Origin of the sequence: Enterobacter sp. PTB (genome assembly GCF_051130085.1) — a bacterium.
GTDB classification, from domain to species: domain Bacteria; phylum Pseudomonadota; class Gammaproteobacteria; order Enterobacterales; family Enterobacteriaceae; genus Enterobacter; species Enterobacter ludwigii.
The window spans coordinates 1-20775 of record NZ_JBDKEE010000041.1; the positions used below are offsets into that span (position 1 = coordinate 1).

A 20775-nucleotide genomic window follows, 5' to 3' on the forward strand; every position below is an offset into this window, starting at 1 on the left:
GCCTGTCACGCAGGGGGTCGCGGGTTCGAGTCCCGTCCGTTCCGCCACTTATTAAAAGCCCTGAGTTAACGCTCAGGGATTTTTTCATATCTGTCGTATCATTATTGCCAAATCAGCAAAAATCCTCTGCGTTAAACGCTCTTTTTCTGCATAACGGCAGCAGCGATAATCCTCCTCAGTTAACAATCATTATGAATAACGAGGATTACATGACTATCCCTGCACTGGGTCTGGGCACTTTCCGCCTGAAAGACGACGTTGTTATCGCATCCGTTAAAACTGCACTTGAACTTGGCTATCGCGCAATTGATACGGCGCAGATTTACGATAACGAAGCTGCCGTTGGTCAGGCGATCGAAGAGAGCGGCGTAGCGCGCAGCGAGCTTTTCATCACCACCAAAATCTGGATTGAAAACCTCAGCAAAGACAAATTGATCCCCAGCCTGAAAGAGAGCCTGGAAAAACTGCGTACCGACTATGTGGATCTGACGTTGATCCACTGGCCATCACCGAACGATGCCGTGTCAGTCGAGGAGTTCATGCAGGCATTGCGTGAAGCGAAAGAGCAGGGCTTAACGCGTGAAATAGGTATTTCTAATTTCACCATCCCGCTGATGGAAAAAGCCATTGCCGCCGTGGGGTCAGAAAACATTGCAACCAATCAGATTGAACTCTCTCCCTACCTGCAAAACCGCAAAGTCGTGGACTGGGCAAAACAGCACGGCATCCACATCACCTCATATATGACCCTGGCCTACGGTAAGGCACTGAAAGATGACGTGATTAATCGTATCGCAGAAAAACATAGCGCAACGGCTGCACAGGTGATTCTGGCATGGGCGATGGGTGAAGGTTACGCCGTGATCCCCTCTTCAACCCGACGTGAAAACCTGGCCAGCAACCTGTTAGCGAGGGATCTCCAGCTGGACGACGAAGACAAAAAAGCGATCGCTGCCCTGGAATGCAACGATCGTCTGGTCAGCCCTGAAGGTCTGGCACCTGACTGGGATTAATATTGACCCTTTCCTCTGTAGCCTAAACCCTCACACAGCTCCCCCGGGAGCTGTTTTTATATGTTCGCTCAGGAAATCGATAAAGGCGCGTATGCGCGTACTTACCGCTCTGTCACTGTAATAAACTGCACTAAAAGGCATCTCCACAGGCAGACGTTTATCTGCCATCAGCTCTACAAGCTCACCGCGTGCAATTTCTTTATCAATCATATAGTCCGACAAACAGGCGAGCCCATTCCCTTCGAGGCAAAGCTGCTTCAGCGTTTCTCCACTGTTGGACGATAACCCACTGGTGATTTCATGCAGTTGACCATCATGACAGGCCACAGGCCAGGTGTTCAGCGATACGGGCTCCGTGAAGCCCAGGCACAGGTGCTGCTTCAGTTCTTCAACCGTCTCTGGTTTGCCATGCTCTGCGATGTATTGCGGTGACGCGACTATCTTGCGGTAGCTGGCAAAAAGAGGGCGGGCCCGCAAGCTCGAGTCGGTCAGGGTGCCGGCCCGGATCGCCACATCCACTTTCCGCTCGATGAGATTGATAAACGTCTCTGAGGAAACTAACGAGAGCGTCATCTCCGGATAGCGTTCGCGGAAAGGCTTGATCAGCGGCATCAGAAAATGAAGAACAACCGGTGTTGCCGCATCAATGCGCAGCAATCCGCGTGGCGTACTACGGGTTTCCATAATCTCTGTTTCTGCCGCCGCCATCTCCTGCAGGACGGACTGCACACGGCGGAAGTAACGCTCGCCTTCCTCCGTCAGGCTCAGCTGACGCGTCGTTCGGTTGAGAAGACTGACGCCGAGCTTCATCTCCAGTTTTTTCACCGAGCGGCTGATGGCTGAATTAGCCTGCCCCAGCTGCTCGGCCGCACGGCTAAAACTGCCGCTTTCGACGACGGCGACAAAAATTGTCAGCTCTTCCGACGTTGCTTTCATTGTTGCACCACCTGCAAAATTCTATTGATATTTTGACCATTTTTGTTATTTAAGCACTGGCGCATACTGCCTGTCATCTTAATCCTGATGATATGGAGTTATTTATGCCACTGGCGCTACTTGCCCTGACGATCAGTGCCTTTGCAATTGGCACGACCGAATTTGTTATCGTAGGACTGGTGCCTACAATAGCTAACCAGCTTTCAATCTCGCTGCCCTCTGCCGGCCTGTTGGTTTCTATCTATGCGCTTGGGGTTGCCATCGGCGCCCCCGTCCTGACCGCGTTGACGGGACGTTTCCCGCGTAAGCAGCTGTTGGTTGCGCTGATGGTGTTATTCACCGCTGGCAATATTCTGGCCTGGCAGGCGCCGGACTACACCACGCTGGTGATTGCCCGGCTGCTGACCGGTCTCGCTCACGGTGTGTTCTTCTCCATTGGTTCAACTATTGCAACCAGCCTGGTACCAAAAGAGAAAGCAGCATCCGCCATCGCGATTATGTTCGGTGGTCTGACTGTAGCCCTTGTCACCGGTGTACCGTTAGGAACGTTTATCGGACAGCACTTTGGCTGGCGCGAAACCTTCCTTGTCGTCTCTTTACTGGGGGTGATTGCCCTGGTTGCCAGCCTGCTGCTGGTACCGTCGACGATTGCAGGACGTGCGAGTGCCAGCCTGAGCGATCAGCTCAAGGTACTCACGCATCCGCGTTTGCTGATCATCTACGCCGTCACAGCGCTCGGCTATGGGGGGGTATTCACGGCTTTCACCTTCCTGGCTCCGATGATGCAGGACCTGGCAGGCTTCTCACCCAGTGCAGTGAGCTGGATTTTGCTGGGGTATGGTATCTCCGTCGCCATCGGTAATATCTGGGGAGGGAAGCTTGCGGACAAACATGGTGCAGTGCCGGCCCTGAAGTTTATCTTCGTAGCACTGGTTGTTCTGCTGATGATTTTCCAGTTCACGGCATCGATGCAATACGCCGCGCTGATAACGGTACTGGTGATGGGGATCTTCGCCTTTGGTAACGTGCCAGGCCTGCAGGTTTACGTGGTACAAAAAGCCGAACTTTATACACCCAACGCGGTAGATGTCGCATCGGGCCTGAATATTGCCGCGTTCAATATTGGGATTGCGCTGGGTTCCATCATTGGTGGGCAAACCGTTGAACATTTCGGATTAACCCAAACGCCATGGATTGGTGCGGTGATTGTTCTGGTCGCTTTCCTGCTGATTAGCCTGAGTGGGCGCCTTGATAAACCCGCTCGTGTAGTGCTGGGATAACATCAGTAAGTGCTTACTTACAAAACTGGAAAGCGGTTTATCTGAAATTGCGTTGAAAGTGTAACCTAAAGTCCCTATAACATTAGAACCAGTCCGTTTTCCGGGCTGGTTCATGTTACAGAGGCCGTTTCCAAAAGTGCGAAAAAATACCTATGCCATGCGTTATGTTGCCGGAATGCCCGCGGAGAGGATCTTGCCTCCGGGGTCGTTTGCGAGCATAAGTCAGGCATTACCTGCCGGGACACCCTTAAGCAGCGATGAAAAAATCCGGGTGCTGGTGTGGAACATCTTTAAACAACAGCGCGCTGAGTGGTTATCGGTACTCAAGAATTTTGGGAAAGACGCCCATCTGGTGCTGTTGCAGGAGGCGCAAACCACCCCCGAGCTGGTAAGGTTTGCTACGACTCACTACCTTGCTGCTGACCAGGTTCCCGCGTTTGTCTTGCCGCAACATCCTTCTGGCGTGATGACCCTCTCTTCGGCTCATCCGGTCTATTGCTGCCCGCTGCGCGAACGCGAGCCGATTCTGCGTCTGGCGAAATCGGCGCTGGTAACGGTCTACCCGCTGCCGGACACGCGCATGCTGATGGTTGTGAATATCCACGCGGTCAACTTCAGCCTGGGCGTGGATGTGTATAGTAAGCAGTTACTTCCGATCGGTGACCAGATCGCCCATCACAGCGGGCCCATCATTATGGCCGGGGATTTTAATGCCTGGAGCCGTCCGCGCATGAATGCGCTGTATCGCTTTGCACGCGAAATGTCGCTGCGTGAAGTTCGTTTTAGCGATGACCAGCGCAAGAAAGCGTTTGGTCGTCCTCTCGATTTTGTCTTCTATCGTGGTCTGAACGTTCACGACGCCTCTGTTCTGGTGACGCGTGCCTCCGATCACAATCCTCTACTCGTTGAATTCAGTCCCGGCAAACCTGATAAATAATGGTATGTCAGGTCTGCCGTGGGGCAGGCCATTCGGGTGCTGCCCTTTATTTTAAACAACAAAAGGACAGTACGATGACAACAACACACTCCCATCATGACAACGTAGAAAAACAGTTTGGCTCCCAGGCAAATGCTTATCTGAGCAGTGCCGTGCACGCGTCTGGCCGTGATCTGGTCCGTCTCGGTGAACGCCTGGCGGCAGTGCCGCACGCGCACGTTCTGGACTTAGGCTGTGGCGCCGGGCATGCCAGCTTCACGGCAGCACAGCAGGTGGCGCAGGTCACGGCCTATGATTTATCCAGTCAGATGCTGGAGGTGGTTGCAGAGGCCGCACAAGACAAAGGGCTGAACAACATCGCAACGCGTCAGGGCTATGCCGAATCCTTACCCTTTGAAGATGCCTCATTTGAAGTTGTTATCAGCCGTTATTCTGCCCATCACTGGCATGATGTCGGCCAGGCTTTACGTGAAGTTAAACGCGTTCTGAAGCCGGGCGGGGTCTTTATCATTATGGATGTGATGTCGCCGGGACATCCGGTGCGTAATATCTGGCTGCAAACGGTTGAAGCGCTGCGCGACACCTCGCATGTGCAAAACTACTCCAGCGGGGAGTGGTTAGCGCTGATTACTGAAGCGGGGCTGATCACACGTGCATTGATAACGGACCGCTTGCCGCTGGAGTTCAGCTCGTGGATTGCCCGTATGCGCACGCCGGAAGCGTTAAGCCAGGCCATTCGGTTGTATCAGGATAGTGCGTCAGCGGAAGTGAAGGCGTACTTTGAATTGCAGGATGATGGATCATTTACCAGCGATACCATCATGGCTGAAGCGCAAAAAGCAGCGTAAAGAAAAAAGGCACCGAGGGGAATCGGTGCCTTTTTATCGTTAGGTCGTGTCATCAGGAGTCTGGCGTGGCGCTGTTTTTCACAAACAACGTTAGCTGGTCGCCTGGTTTCAGATTGTCAGTATCATTGTTCCAGCGCATCACATCCTTGATATTTACGCCGTGTCGTTTTGCGATACTGGACAGTGAATCACCTTTACGCACACGATAGGTAATGCTATCGCTGTTGCTGGCGAGACGCTGTGCACTGTTACCTGCACCCACCGTCAGAGTCTGACCCACTTTCAGGCCTGAGCTGCGCAGATTATTCCACTGCTGCAGATCGTTTGCCGTCACGCCAAGACGTGAGGCAATGCCCGAAAGCGTATCACCTGACCGAACCTTATAGCTGCGGCTGTTCACGGATGATGCATCCGCGATCAGTGTTGACTGAACAGCGGCAATTTCACCCGATGCTAAAGACTCACGTAACTGCTCAGCATGTTTCTGCGGAACCATTACATACTGCGGACCACTGGCCCCCAGCGTTGAGCCTTTAACGCCTGCATTAAAGGTTTTCAGTTTACTTACCGACATACCCGTCATATCAGCAACCTGTTGAATATCAACCGGATTGCTGAGGCGAACGCGCGCCAGTGCACGACTTTCGTCTGGTGTTGGCAGTTGTACACCGTAACGCTTGCTGTTCTTGAGAATATCGCTCAATGCCAGCATTTTCGGTACGTAAATCTTCGTTTCCTGTGGCAGTGAGAGCGACCAAAAATCGGTGGATTTACCCCGTGCTTTATTCGCTTTCATTGCCTTCAGTACACGACCTTCGCCACTGTTATACGCTGCGACCGTTAACAGCCAGTCGCCGTCGAACATCTTATTAAGACGTTCCATCATGTCGAGAGCGGCTGTCGTTGAAGCGACAACATCACGACGCGCATCATAGTTGCGGGTCTGTTTCAAACCATAGTTTCGCCCGGTGCTCGGAATGATCTGCCAAATGCCTGCGGCATTGGCGCCAGACGTCGCGTGTGGGTCAAAAGCGCTCTCCACTATGGGTAGGAGTACCAGCTCCATCGGCATGTTACGTTTCTTAACTTGCCCGGCTATCCAGTACATATACGGCTCTGCCCGTAAAGTTACATCGTGGAGATAGCTCTTATTTCTTAAATACTTTTGCTTCTGTTCGCGAATCCGGTTGTTTTCCGGAATTCCCATCTTTAGCTCGTCGCCAATAGAGGTCCACAAGTCTTCATCCTGTGCGAAAGACGTCCCATCGTCCATCCATCGCGCTGAACTTGTAAACTTCCCTGCTTCCCCTTGACCAGCTGCAGAAAGGCTCTGTGCGTGCTGTTGTACGTTGCTGCCGTTCTGCGACTGGCAACCTACAAGCAGGACAGAGGCGAGTAATATCGCTTTTGCCTTCATGTGTGTGTCAATAGTTGCTTAAAAGACGAGCGATGATAACGGCGAAATTTTGAAAAGGCAACCCGCAATTATCTGAAGTTATCTTTCTTTGACCTTAACCATGCAAATCGTTGTTCTGGTTGTGACAAATTTGTTTCTTTGTTAATTTCATCAATTAAATCAATATCATCTGTTCGTAAAAATAAATTAGTTTTACGCTCATTTTTCAGAATTACGGGGAGTGTTTTTTGGTTTTTTGCACGTAACTCCTTCACTTTGTGATAATAATCTTGAATCGCCCGATCCTCTGGCAAGATGCTCGCCGCAAACTTCATATTTCCTAATGTATACTCATGTGCGCAACAAATAAGGGTATCGTCAGGTAATGCGCTAATCTTCTGTAATGACTGGTACATCTGGGCTGGGGTGCCCTCAAAAAGTCTTCCACAGCCGCCGGAGAACAGCGTGTCGCCGCAAAAAAGATAAGGTTTGCTGTAGAAACAAAGATGTCCCAAAGTGTGACCTGGTGTAGCAAATACAGAAAACTCCCACTCGCGTATGAGGATATTTTCACCTTCTTCGACTACCTGCGTTGTTCCCTTATCTTGTGTCTCTGCCGGTCCGTAAACCACCAGATGCGGGAATTGGGCACGAAGGTCAGCAACGCCGCCGGTGTGATCGTTATGATGATGGGTCAGAAGGATGGCCTCTGGTTGCCAGCCGTTCTCTTTTATCGCGTCTGATACAGGAGCCGATTCTCCAGGATCGACAATGACGCACCGACGCTCGTCATCGACTAAAACCCAGATGTAATTGTCCTGAAAGGCGGGAATACTGATAAGATTCATAAATTACCTCTTATAGCGTGGTGGGTGTGTTGATGAAACCGGCAAGGATACCTCAGATTGTCCCGGCACCTGAACGTTGGGCCGAATTGCCCTGGGGTGAATACTATCGCGAGAACCTGGAACAGCAGCTTAAACCCTGGCTCGCGAAAATGTATGGTTTTCACTTGCTTAAGATTGGCAATCTCAGCGCGGAAATCAATACCGAAAGCTGCGCTATCTCACATCAGGTTAATGTCTCTCTTGGCGCATCACCGGTTCAGGTGAAAGCGGATCCTTTGCATCTGCCGTTTGCGGAAAAGTCCGTTGATGCCTGCCTGCTGGCACACACATTGCCCTGGTGCAGCGATCCTCATCGCCTGCTGCGCGAGGCCGACCGCGTCCTGATTGATGATGGCTGGCTGATACTCAGCGGGTTCAATCCGCTGAGTCTGATGGGGCTGCGCAAGCTGGTTCCGGTGCTTCGCCGGACACCGCCGTATAACAGCAGGATGTTCACGATGATGCGCCAGCTTGACTGGCTTTCACTGCTGAACTTTGAGGTGCTCTGCTCGGGCGGTTTTCAGGTACTTCCCTGGGCGCGGCAGGGGGGCGTTGTTCTGAGCACCCATCTGCCGGCATTAGGCTGCATGCAGTTTATTGTCGCGCGTAAGCGAACCATCCCCCTTACGCTTAATCCGATGAAGCAGAGTAAATCAAAATCGCCCATTCGCCAGACCGTGGGCGCCACGCGGCAGTACAGAAAACCCTGATCAGGATTCGGGCTGATAGCCTGTGTCTTCATGGGCGGGGTTTGATGCCGCTGCCCGTGCCAGTTCGTCACAACGTTCGTTTTCGGGGTGGCCTGCGTGACCTTTAACCCATTCCCATTTAATCTCGTGCTGGCCCAGCGCAGCATCAAGACGTTTCCAGAGATCGACGTTTTTGACCGGCTTTTTATCTGCCGTTTTCCAGCCGCGTTTTTTCCAGTTGTGGATCCACTGGGTGATCCCCTGGCGTACGTACTGACTGTCAGTGCTCAACACCACATCGCAGTGTTCTTTTAGCGCTTCCAGCGCCACAATGGCGGCCATCAACTCCATGCGGTTGTTGGTGGTCAGAAAATAGCCTTCGCTAAAAGTTTTTTCATGCTCGCGATAGCGCATAATCGCGCCATAACCGCCAGGCCCTGGGTTGCCGAGGCAAGATCCATCGGTGAAAATTTCTACCTGTTTACGCATCTCTGGTAGACTTCCTGTATTTGAAACGTTCAGTTAAACGATAAGTCTGACATAAATGACCGCTATGAGCACTGCAATTACTCGCCAGATTGTCCTCGATACCGAAACCACCGGTATGAACCAGATCGGCGCGCACTACGAAGGGCACAAGATCATCGAGATCGGTGCCGTTGAAGTGGTAAACCGTCGTCTTACGGGGAACAACTTCCATGTCTACCTCAAACCCGACCGACTGGTGGACCCAGAAGCGTTCGGCGTGCACGGTATCGCCGATGAGTTCTTGCTGGATAAACCGACCTTCGCGGAAGTGGCAGACGAATTTCTGGAATATATCAAAGGCGCCGAGCTTATCATTCACAACGCGTCGTTCGATATCGGCTTTATGGACTATGAGTTCAGTAAGCTCCATCGTGATATTCCGAAAACGAACACGTTCTGTAAGGTGACCGATAGCCTGGCGCTGGCAAGGAAAATGTTTCCTGGCAAGCGTAACAGCCTGGATGCGCTCTGTTCTCGCTATGAAATAGATAACACCAAGCGAACGTTGCACGGCGCATTGCTCGATGCCCAGATCCTGGCGGATGTCTACCTGGCGATGACCGGTGGTCAGACGTCCATGAAGTTCAGCATGGAAAATGAATCGCAGCAGACGCAGGGGGAAGCGGGGATTCAACGTGTTGTTCGCCAGGCCAGTCGTTTGCGGGTGGTTTTAGCCAGTGATGACGAGTTACTTAACCATGAATCCCGTCTTGATTTAGTGCAGAAGAAAGGCGGAAGCTGTATGTGGCGGGCCTGAAAAAGGGCCGGAATGCCTGTAAAATCATCGTTTGGGTGAATTTTGCAGCAAACGATTCAAAACGTGAGAAAAAGCGTTGACGAGTCCGGAGGCAAACCGTAATATGCGCCTCGTTCCCCCAGCGGGAACAGTGGAGCGGTAGTTCAGTCGGTTAGAATACCTGCCTGTCACGCAGGGGGTCGCGGGTTCGAGTCCCGTCCGTTCCGCCACTATTTTAGGCCATGCTATTGATTAGCATGGCCTTTTTCATGTCTGTATTTTTCAGTATGCCATCCAGTATGCCATTGCCGTCTGGCTTGTGCTGGCTCACTTGCGAAGGTATCGGACAACTCACTTCCCTTTCATCTCGCTGCCAGTGCCCCCGGATAGTGTCGGGCAATGATGTCGTTCAGCTTATCGACCAGCTCGGGTCGTTTGAAGCTGATATGCGCCGTACCCTTCTGGAAATATTTAATCGTAAACATTTCATCCTCATAGCGGGTGCTGTGTCTGTCATCATGGATATGGTCTCCCAGGCGACGGGTAACGTCAGCGCGGTTGTCGGGGACAGGCTTACCATCCAGAAGCATCAGCATACGCTCAAGGTCTGCTAACCGGTCACGCTGCCAGCCCCAGTTAAGCCCAAATCCCCATCGGTCACATTTGACCAGCCCCGCCACGATGATTTTCGTACCAAACTTGCACGGAGAGTTCGTCTTAAAATCCCAGCTCAGCCCTTTGAACACATTTATCACTCCGCGCTCAAACACCTCGCCTTTATTCAGATGTAACTGCTCGAACGTGCTCAGGATATTCTCTTCACTGACGGCTGGAATATCGTCCTTGTCCAGACTGTTGTACCACTGCTCACGGGCCTGAGCGTCCATGATCGATAGCATACCTGAGCGCTTCATCAAATCCCGCCATATACTGCGATCAAGATTACGGGTAATGGCCTTCATTGCCGCTTCAGGTTTCTCCATCAGCCAGCAACCGCAACGGAAATCCTGCTTCATAGCCCAGTCCAGCGCGGTTTTTCCGCCGATACTGCGGGTTAGCGTCGAAATATCGTCAAGTTGTTGCATGAGCACTTCAATCTGCGCCAGCGCGGCATTACGTCCGTTGACTATGCGTTCGATGCTGGTAGAGCAAATCACGTCGGTGTGGCCGGTTAACACTTCGGCTTCAGTCTGCATGTTAAATCTCCATAAATAAAAAGACCCGCAACGAATGCGGGCCGGGTGTTGTGTGTCCATCAGGACTACGGGGGGATGTAAAACGGTGGGGCGCAACCATCGATCGATGTAGCCGATCGATTTTCGAAAATTGATCTGCAAAATGAATTATCCGTCCGTACAGTCCCTGTGCCAGAATCCCGAAAATGAATTTAACTGATTGTTTATAAATCCATTTCCTGTCTTAACGAGGGGCGGGCGTCTTTTGTCCTGCGAACAGGGCAGCGAAATAACGTAACGGATAATGTGATGAAAAGATGCGCACGCTGTAATAAGAAAAGGTGTGTTCTGGACCGGATTTTCGGGCTCGATAAAGAATTCTGCGACGAGTGCTTATTTGATACCGGGCAGGAAATCAGGGAAAAACACATTATCCCCGTCAGGCGTCAGAAAGATGACCACCAGGGGAAAGCGTAGCCCGGTATGAAGCCTGAAATTGATGTCAGCGTCATTATCCCGGCCTTTAATGCGCAGGCTACCATCGGCCACCTGGTGCACAAACTCCTGAGCGAGCAGACGCTCCGCATGGAGGTGATTGTCGTGGATGACGGCTCCACCGACGAAACGTGGACCATACTCAGCGCCATCACCGATGAGCGGCTGATGCTTATTCATCAGGAAAATCAAGGGGTATATGCCGCACGTAACGCCGCGCTGGCGGTTCACGGCGGCGAGTGGGTGGTATTCCTGGACGCTGATGACCGGATAGCTGACAGATTTTTGCAGGAACGGCTACGAACGGTTAATGAAGCAAAGGCCGATGTCGCCGTGTTCAGTGGCTGGCGGGCTGACGCAGCAGGTCACCAGCGCTCCCCTGTACACCACAAACAGCCATACGGTCAGACGCTCACCGGTCAGCAGTGGATACGCCATTGTGTGAGTCAGCGCGAATGGCCGCATTACCTGTGGCTGCAGTTCACCCGTTCGGTGTATATCCGGGAGCATGGTCTGCGATTTCAGGAAGGCAAAAGCCACAAGGATATTCTCTGGACCATCCACCTCGCTGCCGGAAACGGTCGGTTTTATTTCGCCGACCGCCAGGACTACACCTATATCAGCAACCCCGCCTCAATTACCCACCGCCCGGATTATTACGATATCCGCGCGGCCAGCTATATTGACGTGATTGCCGACATTCTCGCCCTGAGCGAACAACCGCAACAACGTGCTACACGACGCGCGCTGGTCAGACATGCTCTGGTGGAGTGCCGCCATTTTCTCGGATTATACCGGCGTAAGGTCAGCAACCGGGATGTGCTGCGCACCAGCTTTCGCACACGGATAGCCTTTTGCCAGCTACTGCCCGGTATAAGCAGCCTGAGTGATGTTGTTTTTCTCCTTAAGCTGGTTCGTAAAATGTATCGTTCCTCCATTATTTAAAAGGCGCTGGCAAACCCGTGGAACCTGCGGCTTTGCTGTCCCGTGCGTGACAGATGGTGACTACGGGGCAGGTATCATCAGGGAGGTGAGCCGACCGGTTATCCGTGCGTGATGAGCCGGGTCCGGTGGCTAATCGGTTCTGGCCCGTTGCAGAAGCTGAAGGTGGTGGAGATCGCGAACGTCCTGTAATGCCCGGGTGATATGGGGCAGCAGCGCAGCCGAATCCGTATTGTCTCCGTCGTTGTCGAATATAATCTCAGTACCACAATCAATGTTGTCCTGAAGCCAGTCAGTCAGAATAGTGAGAGCGGATTCAGTGGTTAATTCTGGCATGTATTCTCCTTTTGGTGATTGATGCCGGGTTACCAGTCGAAGGTCTCAAAACCTGGCAACACTTCGCCAAAGGCATCGAGGTGAATGATCCCCAGGTGGTAGCGGCGCATAAGGGTGACAATCAACCGGCGACCCGCTTTCGACAGTCCTCGCCGTTTCAGTTGCAGTATCGGAAAAGCCCACGCATCCAGGCGAATGAGATAGCCCGATCCCGTGTAGCCGACCCATTCAGAGTCATCAAAGTCCAGTACCTGTCGTGATAACTGGTGCAGCAGATCGTTATCCTCGCGGGTGATATGCGCGGTACTGCACTGGATACCGGTAAGGTGGGCGGCGGGCGGAAGCGGATCTTCCACAACCCGCTTTCCGGGAGTATCAGCAATACGAAGCGAATAACCATTATCACAGACCACATTAATCAAATCGGTCAGTTCAATACCGTCAATATCAACAGTGATCCGGCCCATGTTGGGGGCCAGTACATTGATGGTATCGGCTTCCACGGTGAGGGACAGCTTCATGACTGCACCTCGCAGTATTTACCGGTGGTGATGTCGGTCACCGTTTTGTAGTCATTGCGGGTCATCAGCCCGGTGGCTTTGCGGGCGCGGAGAATATCGATACTGGTGAGAAGCGGAGACTGTGCTTCTGCGCTGAAACCACGGCGATCGGTGCGTACCAGGTCGTATTTCTCCACGATAAAATTCACCGCGTCGCACAGTGAGATACCGGCGTCGATATGCTCCTGAATCACGCCATCGTTGCCAAAGGGAGTGTCGTTGAGTATCAGGCCATAGTGACGGTCCAGCAGATATGTCAGGAGGCGCTGCCACACGGCAATCGGTGGCACATGCGATAACCGCTCAATCTCAGCGGCCCGTTTTGCGGAAACAGGATAAATTCTCATTGTTGGATCTCTTAGTTGATGGATTAAAACGAGGATAAAGAGCAAGAAGCTTTACGCGGCTGTTGCTGGTGTGGGGTAAATCGCGAGATAGAGATAACCACAACTGCCGAGGGTATCTGCCTCGCATACAAGCCCTTTCGCATACAGTGTGACGCAGTGCTGATGGCGGGGATTAAGTTCACCACTGGTGAACATCAGCTCCAGCTGTTTGAGCAGCAAAGGAAACGCCTGATCGATATGGCGTAAATCCGCGTCGCTGAATGTTCCGGCGATACTGGCCCGGTCGGCAAGGTAGTGCAGCCGGTTGCCCTCCTGCACCAGACGTGCACCAAAACAGGGTGTGACACTGCGCTTCAGTCCCCACCAGGGCTCAGCGATATCGTGGATGTCTGGTCGTGTTTTATTCGACAATGTAGCTCTCCTTTAAGTTGAATTAATTCAGGGTGACGCTGCGCAGGATGACATACGGGCCATTGCGGTCCTGACGGCGTTCTGCGAAGACCGCGAGCACGCCGCTGATATCCTGAACCTCGCGCCCGGCGTAGTGGCAGATGCTGCCGGACCATTTGTATTTACCCGTGCAGAAGCGAAACAGCCGGGACTGCGGATGCTGGCGGTATAGCGCCATTGCCTGACGTTTGCTGATGATTTTCATCCTGTTGTTCCTCAGATCCAGCCTCGTTCGGAAAAAGAAACAATATCCATCCCGCCCACCACGAGGTGATCAAGCAACCGGATATCCACCAGGTCCAGCGCCTGCTGAATACGCGTAGTGACCTGACGATCAGCATTGCTGGGTTCGGCAAGCCCTGATGGGTGACAATGAGCGACAATGACAGCGGCGGCATTGTGTTTCAGACCGGACTTGACGACCTCGCGGGGATGGACTTGCGTATGGTTGATGGTGCCGGTGAAGAGCGTTTCGTGAGCAATGAGGCGATGCTGGTTATCGAGAAAGAGCGCGGTAAACTCTTCGCGCTCCAGTGAGGCAAGCTGCAGGCGCAGCCAGTCGCGGACGGCATGGCTGGACGTAAATGACGCGCCGGGTTCACGTAGCTGGCGCGCCAGCAGGGTCAGGGCTTCCCGGATGGTCTGCTGTGCGGACGGCGGAAGTCCGGTGGCAAACAACGGTAGCTGTTGTTCCATAGTGTCTGGCCTCAGTCAATGATATGCATAATAGCGTTACATTCCGCGTGACTGAGCGCGTAGTCCCGCAGGCGATAATAGTGTTCCGTCATGGCGTCGCATTCGGTGCGCATGGCGTGGTGGCTGTACGTCATCAGACAGACGGCTATTCCGGCGGCCTCAGCGCTGAGTTCACCACCATTACCGTTCATGCTGTTGAACAACGACCATTTTTCACCGGTATCCGCATTCGCTTCCGGGGCCATAAACGCGCCGCCGTTGCTCAGGGTGTAAAACTGCCAGATGCCCCCGATGTAGTCCGTGCAGAAGCGGTCCATCCACGCGAAGACCGTGGGTTCAAGAATTATCCACTGCGGTATGCTGCCGAAATTCTGCGGCCAGAAGCTGATGCGGTTCGCATCGGTGACCTGTGTAGCGGCAATCTGCGGCTGAGCCGCAACAGGAGCGGTTGCTTCAGGTGTGAACAATGGCAGAGTGTTGTCGTTCATTTATGTATTATTCCTCACTGGAGTAATTTAACGGCATAAAAAAGCGCCACAGGCGGCGAGCCTGGACGCGGTTATTCATTTCGTGCGCTATTGCTGATTTGTGTCGCGTGATAGTGGGTGATGATTTATATTGCGGTTTACCCGGCCTGAGATCGGGGAAAACTGATGTGTCATATAGCCGCCGGTGACCTCCTTACCGGCTCTTTTTTTACAATTTTCTGACACCGTGGCTGAGCAGATAGTGATTAAGCCACTCCCCTGCACTGGCTTCAAAATTCCATGCCCGCCAGATCAATTGCCCCTCGCTGTCGCGAATGACCAGCCGAAAATGGCTCTCCTGGTCGTCTTCAATGGCGATATTGTGGTAAAGCGCCATTACGGCTTCAGCCTGCCTGCGGGTGAACGAACCGGGTGGTAATGGCTTATCGTCAGTATTTTGCATAGTGAGTTCCTGATAAAAACAACAGCCCCCCTGCTCAAATGAGCAGGGGGGCTGTTGTTGAAGGGTTGCAGGTATTACTGGATATCAAACTTTGCCACGCAGCCGTTATCGCCGAACGCCGGTATCACCCCAGCCGTACCGTTCAGCGTGAAGATCGCCGGTTTTGCGCCTGAGCCTGAGACGAGCACACGCTTACCGGTACGCAACTGGTTCCACGCCCACATCAGGTTGCTCTCCCCGACGTGAGAGTCACTTTCGCTGATATCGGCCGCCTCGCCGTTATCGATTTTCATGGTCAGGGTCTGGCCGCTGTCCATGCTGACCTGATGGCCGTTTGCGTCGGTGAAGATGATGGTGGCGGCCTGTGAGCCGGCGCTGTCGCAGGCGAGGTACAGCTGGGACTGCCCTTTGCCGAGAATGGTGTATTCCGCCGTACCCTGTGCGAAGCCACGGGTCCAGGTCTCGTGGTTACCGAACGCCAGCGCCTGACCGGAGAAGCAAAGCGCGAGGGTGAGAGGGAGTATCGATTTGGATGACATGATAATTATCCTTTAATAAACAGTGAGAAGTTTGGGGAGACTGGAGGTGATGCTAAAAGCGGTTTATTCGGTCACCGTGAAGGTGCCGAGGTCTGTGAATACCCTGGCTTCAAGGAAGCTACAGACCACGCCCGGCGGTGGCTGAAGGTATGTGTGGCCGAAATGCCAGGTCAGACCGTCAGCAAAATGCATCGTTGTGGGGGTGAAGCTCGCCCCCTGCGCCACCCAGCCCTCAAGCCGTTTGCCCTGGTATGTGATGGTTCCCTTTGTCAGCAGCGGGCATTTACCCCGGTTGACATCAATATTCTTAATCACGACGGTGTCAGTTTTAGCCGTAACGGCGACATTGATACCCTGCATGGTCTTCCGGATATCAACCTTAATGATGTCATTTTCAGACGCACTGGCCGCTGAGGACAGGGCGGCCAGCAGCGTCATGGCAGCAGCGGTGGTATAATATTTAGTCACAGAAGCTCCTTAAGACGTGACAATTTCTGCGAGTCATCGCATTGATTTTTAATGAAGAAATAACGTAATGACACGGTTCCCCGTGGATTATGTCGCCGCGTGCGTCATCAGGTACAGCGATGAATATCGATCGGTTCGATCGACTGAATTGATCGTCATTAAGCAAAAACACTTATCGACAGCGATGACGATGTTTATCTAACCGAAGAAAAATCCCCACAGGGAGCGTGCCGCGCGGGCAACGGTGTGGGTGACCGCATGCAGCGCCGAACGGGCCACCTGCGGCAGCGGGACGAGGTCAATGACCTTATCGATGACGTCCACCACGGCATCGCCAAAGCTGCTGCTGGCGGTGCTGATGACGGCTTCGGTGCGATACCCGGTCTGCAGATGCGGCACCAGCGGGCTGCGGGCCTGCTTTGGGAGCCGGATAATCATCGACTCCACCAGGCGGGACAGGCGGTAACGCCCCCGGACGGATACCGGCAGAATATCCATTTCTGCTATCTGTAGCTGACGGGCCACGGCCTGCTGTTTCTGCGCAATACGCTCCGCCTGTAATGCCGAGGGCTGAGCGGACAGCCAGCGCCACTGTTCGGCGGGCTCAGTTTTGTCCACCTGGTTGAGTACCCACAGCACCGGCAGCAGCGGGCCGCTGAACTGTGCAAACACGTCCTGGTAAAACTGTTCTTCCACCGCATAAGCACGGTCATCGGCCTTGAGCACCCACAGCACCATATCGAGCTGTGGCATGAGGTCCCGGTACAGTTCGCGATATTCGCCGTCGCGGGTCACGCTCTCGCCCACGCCGGGCAAATCGATTAGCGTCAGATAATGGCTGCCAAAGCGCAGCCGTACACGCTGTGGCTGGCGGGTGCAGGCTTCCACGGCATTGACGGCGCAGACTTCACTACGGAACAGAGCATTACACAAACTGCTCTTCCCGACGCCGGTTTTCCCCATAATGCCAATCACGGGTTCATACGTAACGAGTCGGTTAAGCTCCCGGATAAGATGCTGGCGCAACGCGTGTGGATAACGCCGCAGGTGGCGGCGAATAAGGGCGTAGCCCGAAGGATGTTTCATGCTGGCCTCTGAACGATAAAAGGCCATCCGGGAGAGGATGGCCTGTTGATGTAAAACGGGAGGGAATTCACTGAGGTGATATATATCTGAGATTTATTTAAATAATAGTTGAGTGTCATTAACTGGCAGGGTATCGCCAGACCGGTATTATCCGTCTTTTTTCTTTTCTGATAAATAAAGTACCGATAAATAAAATTTTTCGGAAGTTACTACTTAACTAATTTAGTCCAATGCTGTTGAATTGTACTAAATATTCGCCTGGCATGTTGACTTGCTACATGGTTTGCTACTTATAATTCACCCGCAAGCTAAATAATAAACAGGTGATTTATGAATGAGTTCCCATTAAGCGCTATTCCTTCATTCTTACGCGAGGCTATTAAAGATGTTAATAAGTTTACACAGGCACCTATTCCACTTATTGTATCATCAGCAATAAGCGCGATGTCACTGGCCTGTCAGAGCCTGATTGATGTCAGGGTAAATGAGAGTGTGACTTCACCTGTATCACTGTTTCTGCTGGTCATTGCAAACTCAGGCGAGCGGAAAACATCAGTAGACAGAAAAATGCTTAAACCATTTTATCAACATGATGCGGACAACCTGCGTCAGGCCAGATTAAAAGAAAAAGAACATGATGTTAATCAGATTGTTTGGCATGAAAAACAAAAGGGTATTTTAAGTCAGATAAGAAAGGCAGCCGTAAAAGGGCAATGTACTAAAGTACTGGAACAACGGCTACATGAATTAAACAATGATATGCCTGCGCAACCTAAAATCAGTCGAATGATTTACAATAACGTTACCCCTGAGGCTTTACAGTTAGCGATGTATAACCACTCGTCAAATGTGGGTTTGATTGCAGATGAGGGCGCTAATGTCCTGGACAGACAGGTCATGAAAGATCTGAGTTTTATTAATTCACTGTGGGATGGTGTCAGTTTCCACGTGGAACGAAAAATGACGAAAAGTTTCACAATAGAGGAAGGGAATATCACGCTATCTGTAATGGTACAAAAAAAGGTTTTTGATTCCTATATAAAAAGGCAGGGAGAGAAAGCACGAGGCAGTGGATTTTTTGCTCGTTGCCTGGTAGTTCATATCGATGAAAGCCTTTCTACGCAAGGGGAGCGATTTATTCGCCCTCATTACCATGATTCATATTCTCTGGATGTTTTTCATCAGCGTATAGTCGATTTGCTGGAAGAGTCTCAGGCAAATGAAGATTCGAAGATAAAAAAGCAGTCTGTTTTTGAACCTGCAGCCCAGCACGAGTGGGACAGCATTTATAACCATATTGAAAGCTTAATTTGCCCTGATAAAGAGTACGGAAGCATGAATGACTTCGCTTCCAAACTGCCTAACAATGTTGCGCGATTATCCGCTCTGTTCGCCTATTTTATAGACGGCTCCACTACGATTAAAAAAGAATACGTTGAAAGTGCCTGGATATTATGCGAGTGGTATATGCAACAGGCTATGAACCTTTTTGCATATGAGGAGGGGTATTATGAGGCATTATTATTGTCATGGCTGCATCGTAAAATGAACTCCACAGGAAAACGTTCTCTGAGGTTTAACAGCATCAGGCGTTTTGGCCCTAATATCCTGCGAAAAGGAACGTTACTGGAAACCGTCATGAGTAACCTTGAAAAAGCAAAGGTGATAGATATTGATTATGGTCGATACGGGGCCAGGATGGTGTTCAAAGGCCGCGATTTTGATGATAATGCCTATACCAAAAACCCCGTTTTTTCATTCTACTGAGCTGCTACAGCTGCGACTGTAGCAGGTTATCACAGGGGAAAATGAGTGAAATAGTGGGAAAACTAATATCAGAGTGAAATTATAATCATTCTTACCATTTGCGTGGGATTTACTCAGGCGGAGGCACTTATTGTTATATTTTTAGTGATGGATTTATTGTCGGTATAGTAATAATATGTTTATTAGTAACACACACTACAAATATTTAGTGATGTCTGTTAGTAATCTATACCTGTTACTGCTGAGTGTTTATTAGTAATACATACACTCTCTTTCTCGAGCAATTATTATTAACGTACTGATACACTATACCCGAACTATCCGTTAATTATAATGTAATACATATTGATTATGTAACACCATACGGTTAATGTTTAATACCCGATAATGTTCAGGTGCATATCTGCATGCTACATTATCATAATTGTTAATCGTATGGTTACTTATTCGTACTTACCTCAATCTTACCGATTGAGTGAAATATTTATTCAGGTTTATATATGTCACGTAATTCCTTGAATGCTGACTACCAGCAAGCATTTTACGATGTTATTCGTAATGCAGTAGATGAGTTTCCACGTACAGTAACGTTACGTGTTGATTTACGTTTTCCACGCCGTTATCAGTATGGTGATTCGAACAGAGAGGTTACGCGTTTTATTGAATCACTGAAGGCTAAGTTACTGGTCGATTGCCAACGCAAGAACCGACGCTGGGGACGTAACCGGAATAATCGATTACGGTATGTATGGGTACGTGAAGTCGGTGAGCGTAACCGTCGTAAGCATTACCATGTATTACTGTTACTGAATAAAGACTTCTACCATGGTGCCGGGCGGTTCAATGCCGATGACAGTTTATACGCATTAATCCAGCAGGCATGGTGCAGTGCGTTAGGTCTGGAGTCAGCTCAATACTCAGCTTTAGCGAATATGACTGAGAACGGGTGTTTTTATTTAAACAGAAAATCCCCTGATTATATGCAACGGATTAACGAATTGCTGAAGCGTATGGAATATCTGGCTAAAAATCATACCAAGTGTTATGACGATGGCTATCGTTCTATCGGGATGAGTCGTGTGTAGTATTACCATCAGGTATTGCTACGGAGGGAATGGTTGGCAGAATAGTTATGATTATTCCCTTGTTGAGTATCGTACTGGGGGTAATAATGGCTTCAACGTTGACGTGTGGGTAATGGTTACGGATATCAGGACTATTTCCCTGCCCCTTAATATCATTGATGCATTCCAGCCACATTAACGTATTGCTCATTGACTTAACTCCCTCAACTATCTGAATTAGCAGCTGCGTCTGGTATCCGCAATATTCAATGGTTCTTTGCAGTGCGCATGGAACCATTGAGTTATTCGACACGCTGTACCATTTTTTTAAAATATCGGGATATTTATATGAAGCACTCTTCACCGACGAACATCGCGGATGCGGCTCACATACGCGCTTTTCTACAACAGGCGGTTGATCATTACCCACGGCTGGCGGCGTTCTGCTTTACGCTGGGATTACCGTACCGCGCAATCCCTGCCGATTACCAGTCATTGATTCTGCGCTTTCACACCGAAGTCTGGCAGCGGACTGGCGAATATTCGTGGGAACGGCAGCAGGAACGCCGAAATTCACCGCCAACGCTGCTACGCTGGATATGGGAGTCTGCCAGTTGCATATTCGCACGGTGATCGATCGCCAGTTCGCACCGTAGCCGATCATGATTTC

Annotated in this window: 26 protein-coding genes and 1 tRNA gene; 11 read left to right on the forward strand and 16 right to left on the reverse strand. The window is 51.2% G+C overall.

Annotated features, from left to right (window positions below):
• The first annotated feature begins 209 nt into the window (after window positions 1–209).
• Entirely contained in the window at window positions 210–1013 is an 804-nt protein-coding gene (dkgB, locus tag AAIR21_RS25720) for a 2,5-didehydrogluconate reductase DkgB (RefSeq protein ID WP_183516636.1), read from the forward strand.
• Window positions 1014–1043: 30 nt separating this feature from the next.
• On the opposite strand, the gene yafC is transcribed toward dkgB, so the two are convergent.
• Complete coding sequence (gene yafC, locus AAIR21_RS25725) at window positions 1044–1949, reverse strand: DNA-binding transcriptional regulator YafC (RefSeq protein ID WP_183516635.1); 906 nt, start codon at window positions 1947–1949, stop codon at window positions 1044–1046.
• A 104-nt stretch (window positions 1950–2053) separates the two neighbouring features.
• Here yafC and AAIR21_RS25730 point away from each other — a divergent pair, with 104 nt between their 5' ends.
• The 3 genes from AAIR21_RS25730 to AAIR21_RS25740 all read left to right on the forward strand — a co-directional run bounded on the left by AAIR21_RS25730 (window position 2054) and on the right by AAIR21_RS25740 (window position 5014).
• On the forward strand, window positions 2054–3229 hold the full coding sequence (locus tag AAIR21_RS25730; protein WP_183516634.1) for an MFS transporter: 1176 nt from the start codon (window positions 2054–2056) through the stop codon (window positions 3227–3229).
• Between the two features lie 136 nt (window positions 3230–3365).
• On the forward strand, window positions 3366–4166 hold the full coding sequence (locus AAIR21_RS25735; protein WP_025205128.1) for an endonuclease/exonuclease/phosphatase family protein: 801 nt from the start codon (window positions 3366–3368) through the stop codon (window positions 4164–4166).
• Window positions 4167–4240: 74 nt separating this feature from the next.
• Window positions 4241–5014 (forward strand): class I SAM-dependent methyltransferase, encoded by a 774-nt coding sequence (locus AAIR21_RS25740; protein WP_032681620.1) that lies wholly within the window; start codon window positions 4241–4243, stop codon window positions 5012–5014.
• Between the two features lie 52 nt (window positions 5015–5066).
• On the opposite strand, the gene mltD is transcribed toward AAIR21_RS25740, so the two are convergent.
• Together mltD and gloB are read right to left on the reverse strand one after the other, a co-directional pair.
• A complete protein-coding gene (gene mltD / locus AAIR21_RS25745; protein WP_014168738.1) occupies window positions 5067–6431 on the reverse strand; it encodes a murein transglycosylase D in 1365 nt (454 codons plus the stop codon).
• A gap of 68 nt (window positions 6432–6499) precedes the next feature.
• Window positions 6500–7258, reverse strand: a complete 759-nt coding sequence (gene gloB / locus AAIR21_RS25750) for a hydroxyacylglutathione hydrolase (protein ID WP_047744233.1) — start codon at window positions 7256–7258, stop codon at window positions 6500–6502.
• A 32-nt stretch (window positions 7259–7290) separates the two neighbouring features.
• Between gloB and AAIR21_RS25755 the strand changes: the two genes are divergently transcribed.
• Complete coding sequence (locus AAIR21_RS25755) at window positions 7291–8007, forward strand: class I SAM-dependent methyltransferase (RefSeq protein ID WP_020882800.1); 717 nt, start codon at window positions 7291–7293, stop codon at window positions 8005–8007.
• Here the strand turns inward: AAIR21_RS25755 and rnhA are convergent, their stop codons facing one another.
• Window positions 8008–8475 (reverse strand): ribonuclease HI, encoded by a 468-nt coding sequence (gene rnhA / locus AAIR21_RS25760; protein ID WP_014168741.1) that lies wholly within the window; start codon window positions 8473–8475, stop codon window positions 8008–8010.
• Window positions 8476–8539: 64 nt separating this feature from the next.
• On the opposite strand from rnhA, the gene dnaQ reads away from it, so the two are divergent.
• The gene (gene dnaQ, locus AAIR21_RS25765; RefSeq protein WP_025205124.1) at window positions 8540–9271 is read left to right on the forward strand and encodes a DNA polymerase III subunit epsilon; all 732 of its coding nucleotides are present in this window, start codon (window positions 8540–8542) and stop codon (window positions 9269–9271) included.
• A 132-nt stretch (window positions 9272–9403) separates the two neighbouring features.
• Window positions 9404–9480 (forward strand) — tRNA-Asp (locus AAIR21_RS25770).
• Window positions 9481–9612: 132 nt separating this feature from the next.
• On the opposite strand, the gene AAIR21_RS25775 is transcribed toward AAIR21_RS25770, so the two are convergent.
• On the reverse strand, window positions 9613–10446 hold the full coding sequence (locus AAIR21_RS25775) for a DUF4942 domain-containing protein (RefSeq protein WP_422713157.1): 834 nt from the start codon (window positions 10444–10446) through the stop codon (window positions 9613–9615).
• Window positions 10447–10908: 462 nt separating this feature from the next.
• On the opposite strand from AAIR21_RS25775, the gene AAIR21_RS25780 reads away from it, so the two are divergent.
• Window positions 10909–11865: a glycosyltransferase gene (locus AAIR21_RS25780; RefSeq protein ID WP_422713158.1), complete on the forward strand. Its 957-nt coding sequence runs from the start codon at window positions 10909–10911 to the stop codon at window positions 11863–11865.
• A gap of 129 nt (window positions 11866–11994) precedes the next feature.
• Here AAIR21_RS25780 and AAIR21_RS25785 read toward each other — a convergent pair whose 3' ends face one another.
• The 11 genes from AAIR21_RS25785 to AAIR21_RS25835 all read right to left on the reverse strand — a co-directional run bounded on the left by AAIR21_RS25785 (window position 11995) and on the right by AAIR21_RS25835 (window position 17274).
• Window positions 11995–12198: a hypothetical protein gene (locus AAIR21_RS25785; protein WP_422713159.1), complete on the reverse strand. Its 204-nt coding sequence runs from the start codon at window positions 12196–12198 to the stop codon at window positions 11995–11997.
• Between the two features lie 29 nt (window positions 12199–12227).
• The gene (locus AAIR21_RS25790) at window positions 12228–12719 is read right to left on the reverse strand and encodes a DUF5983 family protein (protein ID WP_422713160.1); all 492 of its coding nucleotides are present in this window, start codon (window positions 12717–12719) and stop codon (window positions 12228–12230) included.
• Entirely contained in the window at window positions 12716–13105 is a 390-nt protein-coding gene (locus AAIR21_RS25795) for a TA system toxin CbtA family protein (protein ID WP_422713161.1), read from the reverse strand. The genes AAIR21_RS25790 and AAIR21_RS25795 overlap by 4 nt, the downstream gene beginning before the upstream one ends.
• 51 nt (window positions 13106–13156) lie before the next feature.
• A complete protein-coding gene (locus AAIR21_RS25800) occupies window positions 13157–13516 on the reverse strand; it encodes a type IV toxin-antitoxin system YeeU family antitoxin (RefSeq protein WP_422713162.1) in 360 nt (119 codons plus the stop codon).
• A 22-nt stretch (window positions 13517–13538) separates the two neighbouring features.
• Window positions 13539–13760: a DUF987 domain-containing protein gene (locus tag AAIR21_RS25805; protein WP_422713163.1), complete on the reverse strand. Its 222-nt coding sequence runs from the start codon at window positions 13758–13760 to the stop codon at window positions 13539–13541.
• A gap of 11 nt (window positions 13761–13771) precedes the next feature.
• The gene (radC, locus tag AAIR21_RS25810) at window positions 13772–14251 is read right to left on the reverse strand and encodes a RadC family protein (protein WP_422713164.1); all 480 of its coding nucleotides are present in this window, start codon (window positions 14249–14251) and stop codon (window positions 13772–13774) included.
• 11 nt (window positions 14252–14262) lie between these two features.
• A complete protein-coding gene (locus AAIR21_RS25815) occupies window positions 14263–14739 on the reverse strand; it encodes an antirestriction protein (protein WP_422713165.1) in 477 nt (158 codons plus the stop codon).
• A gap of 208 nt (window positions 14740–14947) precedes the next feature.
• Window positions 14948–15181 carry a DUF905 domain-containing protein gene (locus AAIR21_RS25820; protein ID WP_422713166.1) on the reverse strand — a complete coding sequence of 78 codons (234 nt, stop codon included), beginning with the start codon at window positions 15179–15181 and terminating at the stop codon, window positions 14948–14950.
• A 74-nt stretch (window positions 15182–15255) separates the two neighbouring features.
• Entirely contained in the window at window positions 15256–15720 is a 465-nt protein-coding gene (locus tag AAIR21_RS25825; protein ID WP_422713167.1) for a hypothetical protein, read from the reverse strand.
• Window positions 15721–15783: 63 nt separating this feature from the next.
• Window positions 15784–16188, reverse strand: a complete 405-nt coding sequence (locus tag AAIR21_RS25830) for a hypothetical protein (RefSeq protein ID WP_422713168.1) — start codon at window positions 16186–16188, stop codon at window positions 15784–15786.
• A gap of 198 nt (window positions 16189–16386) precedes the next feature.
• Entirely contained in the window at window positions 16387–17274 is an 888-nt protein-coding gene (locus AAIR21_RS25835) for a GTPase family protein (protein WP_422713169.1), read from the reverse strand.
• A gap of 330 nt (window positions 17275–17604) precedes the next feature.
• Here AAIR21_RS25835 and AAIR21_RS25840 point away from each other — a divergent pair, with 330 nt between their 5' ends.
• From AAIR21_RS25840 to AAIR21_RS25850, 3 genes are all read left to right on the forward strand, one after another.
• Complete coding sequence (locus AAIR21_RS25840; RefSeq protein WP_422713170.1) at window positions 17605–19041, forward strand: YfjI family protein; 1437 nt, start codon at window positions 17605–17607, stop codon at window positions 19039–19041.
• A 500-nt stretch (window positions 19042–19541) separates the two neighbouring features.
• Window positions 19542–20126 (forward strand): inovirus Gp2 family protein, encoded by a 585-nt coding sequence (locus AAIR21_RS25845; RefSeq protein WP_422713171.1) that lies wholly within the window; start codon window positions 19542–19544, stop codon window positions 20124–20126.
• Window positions 20127–20453: 327 nt separating this feature from the next.
• On the forward strand, window positions 20454–20738 hold the full coding sequence (locus AAIR21_RS25850; protein WP_422713172.1) for a hypothetical protein: 285 nt from the start codon (window positions 20454–20456) through the stop codon (window positions 20736–20738).
• Window positions 20739–20775 lie beyond the last annotated feature (37 nt).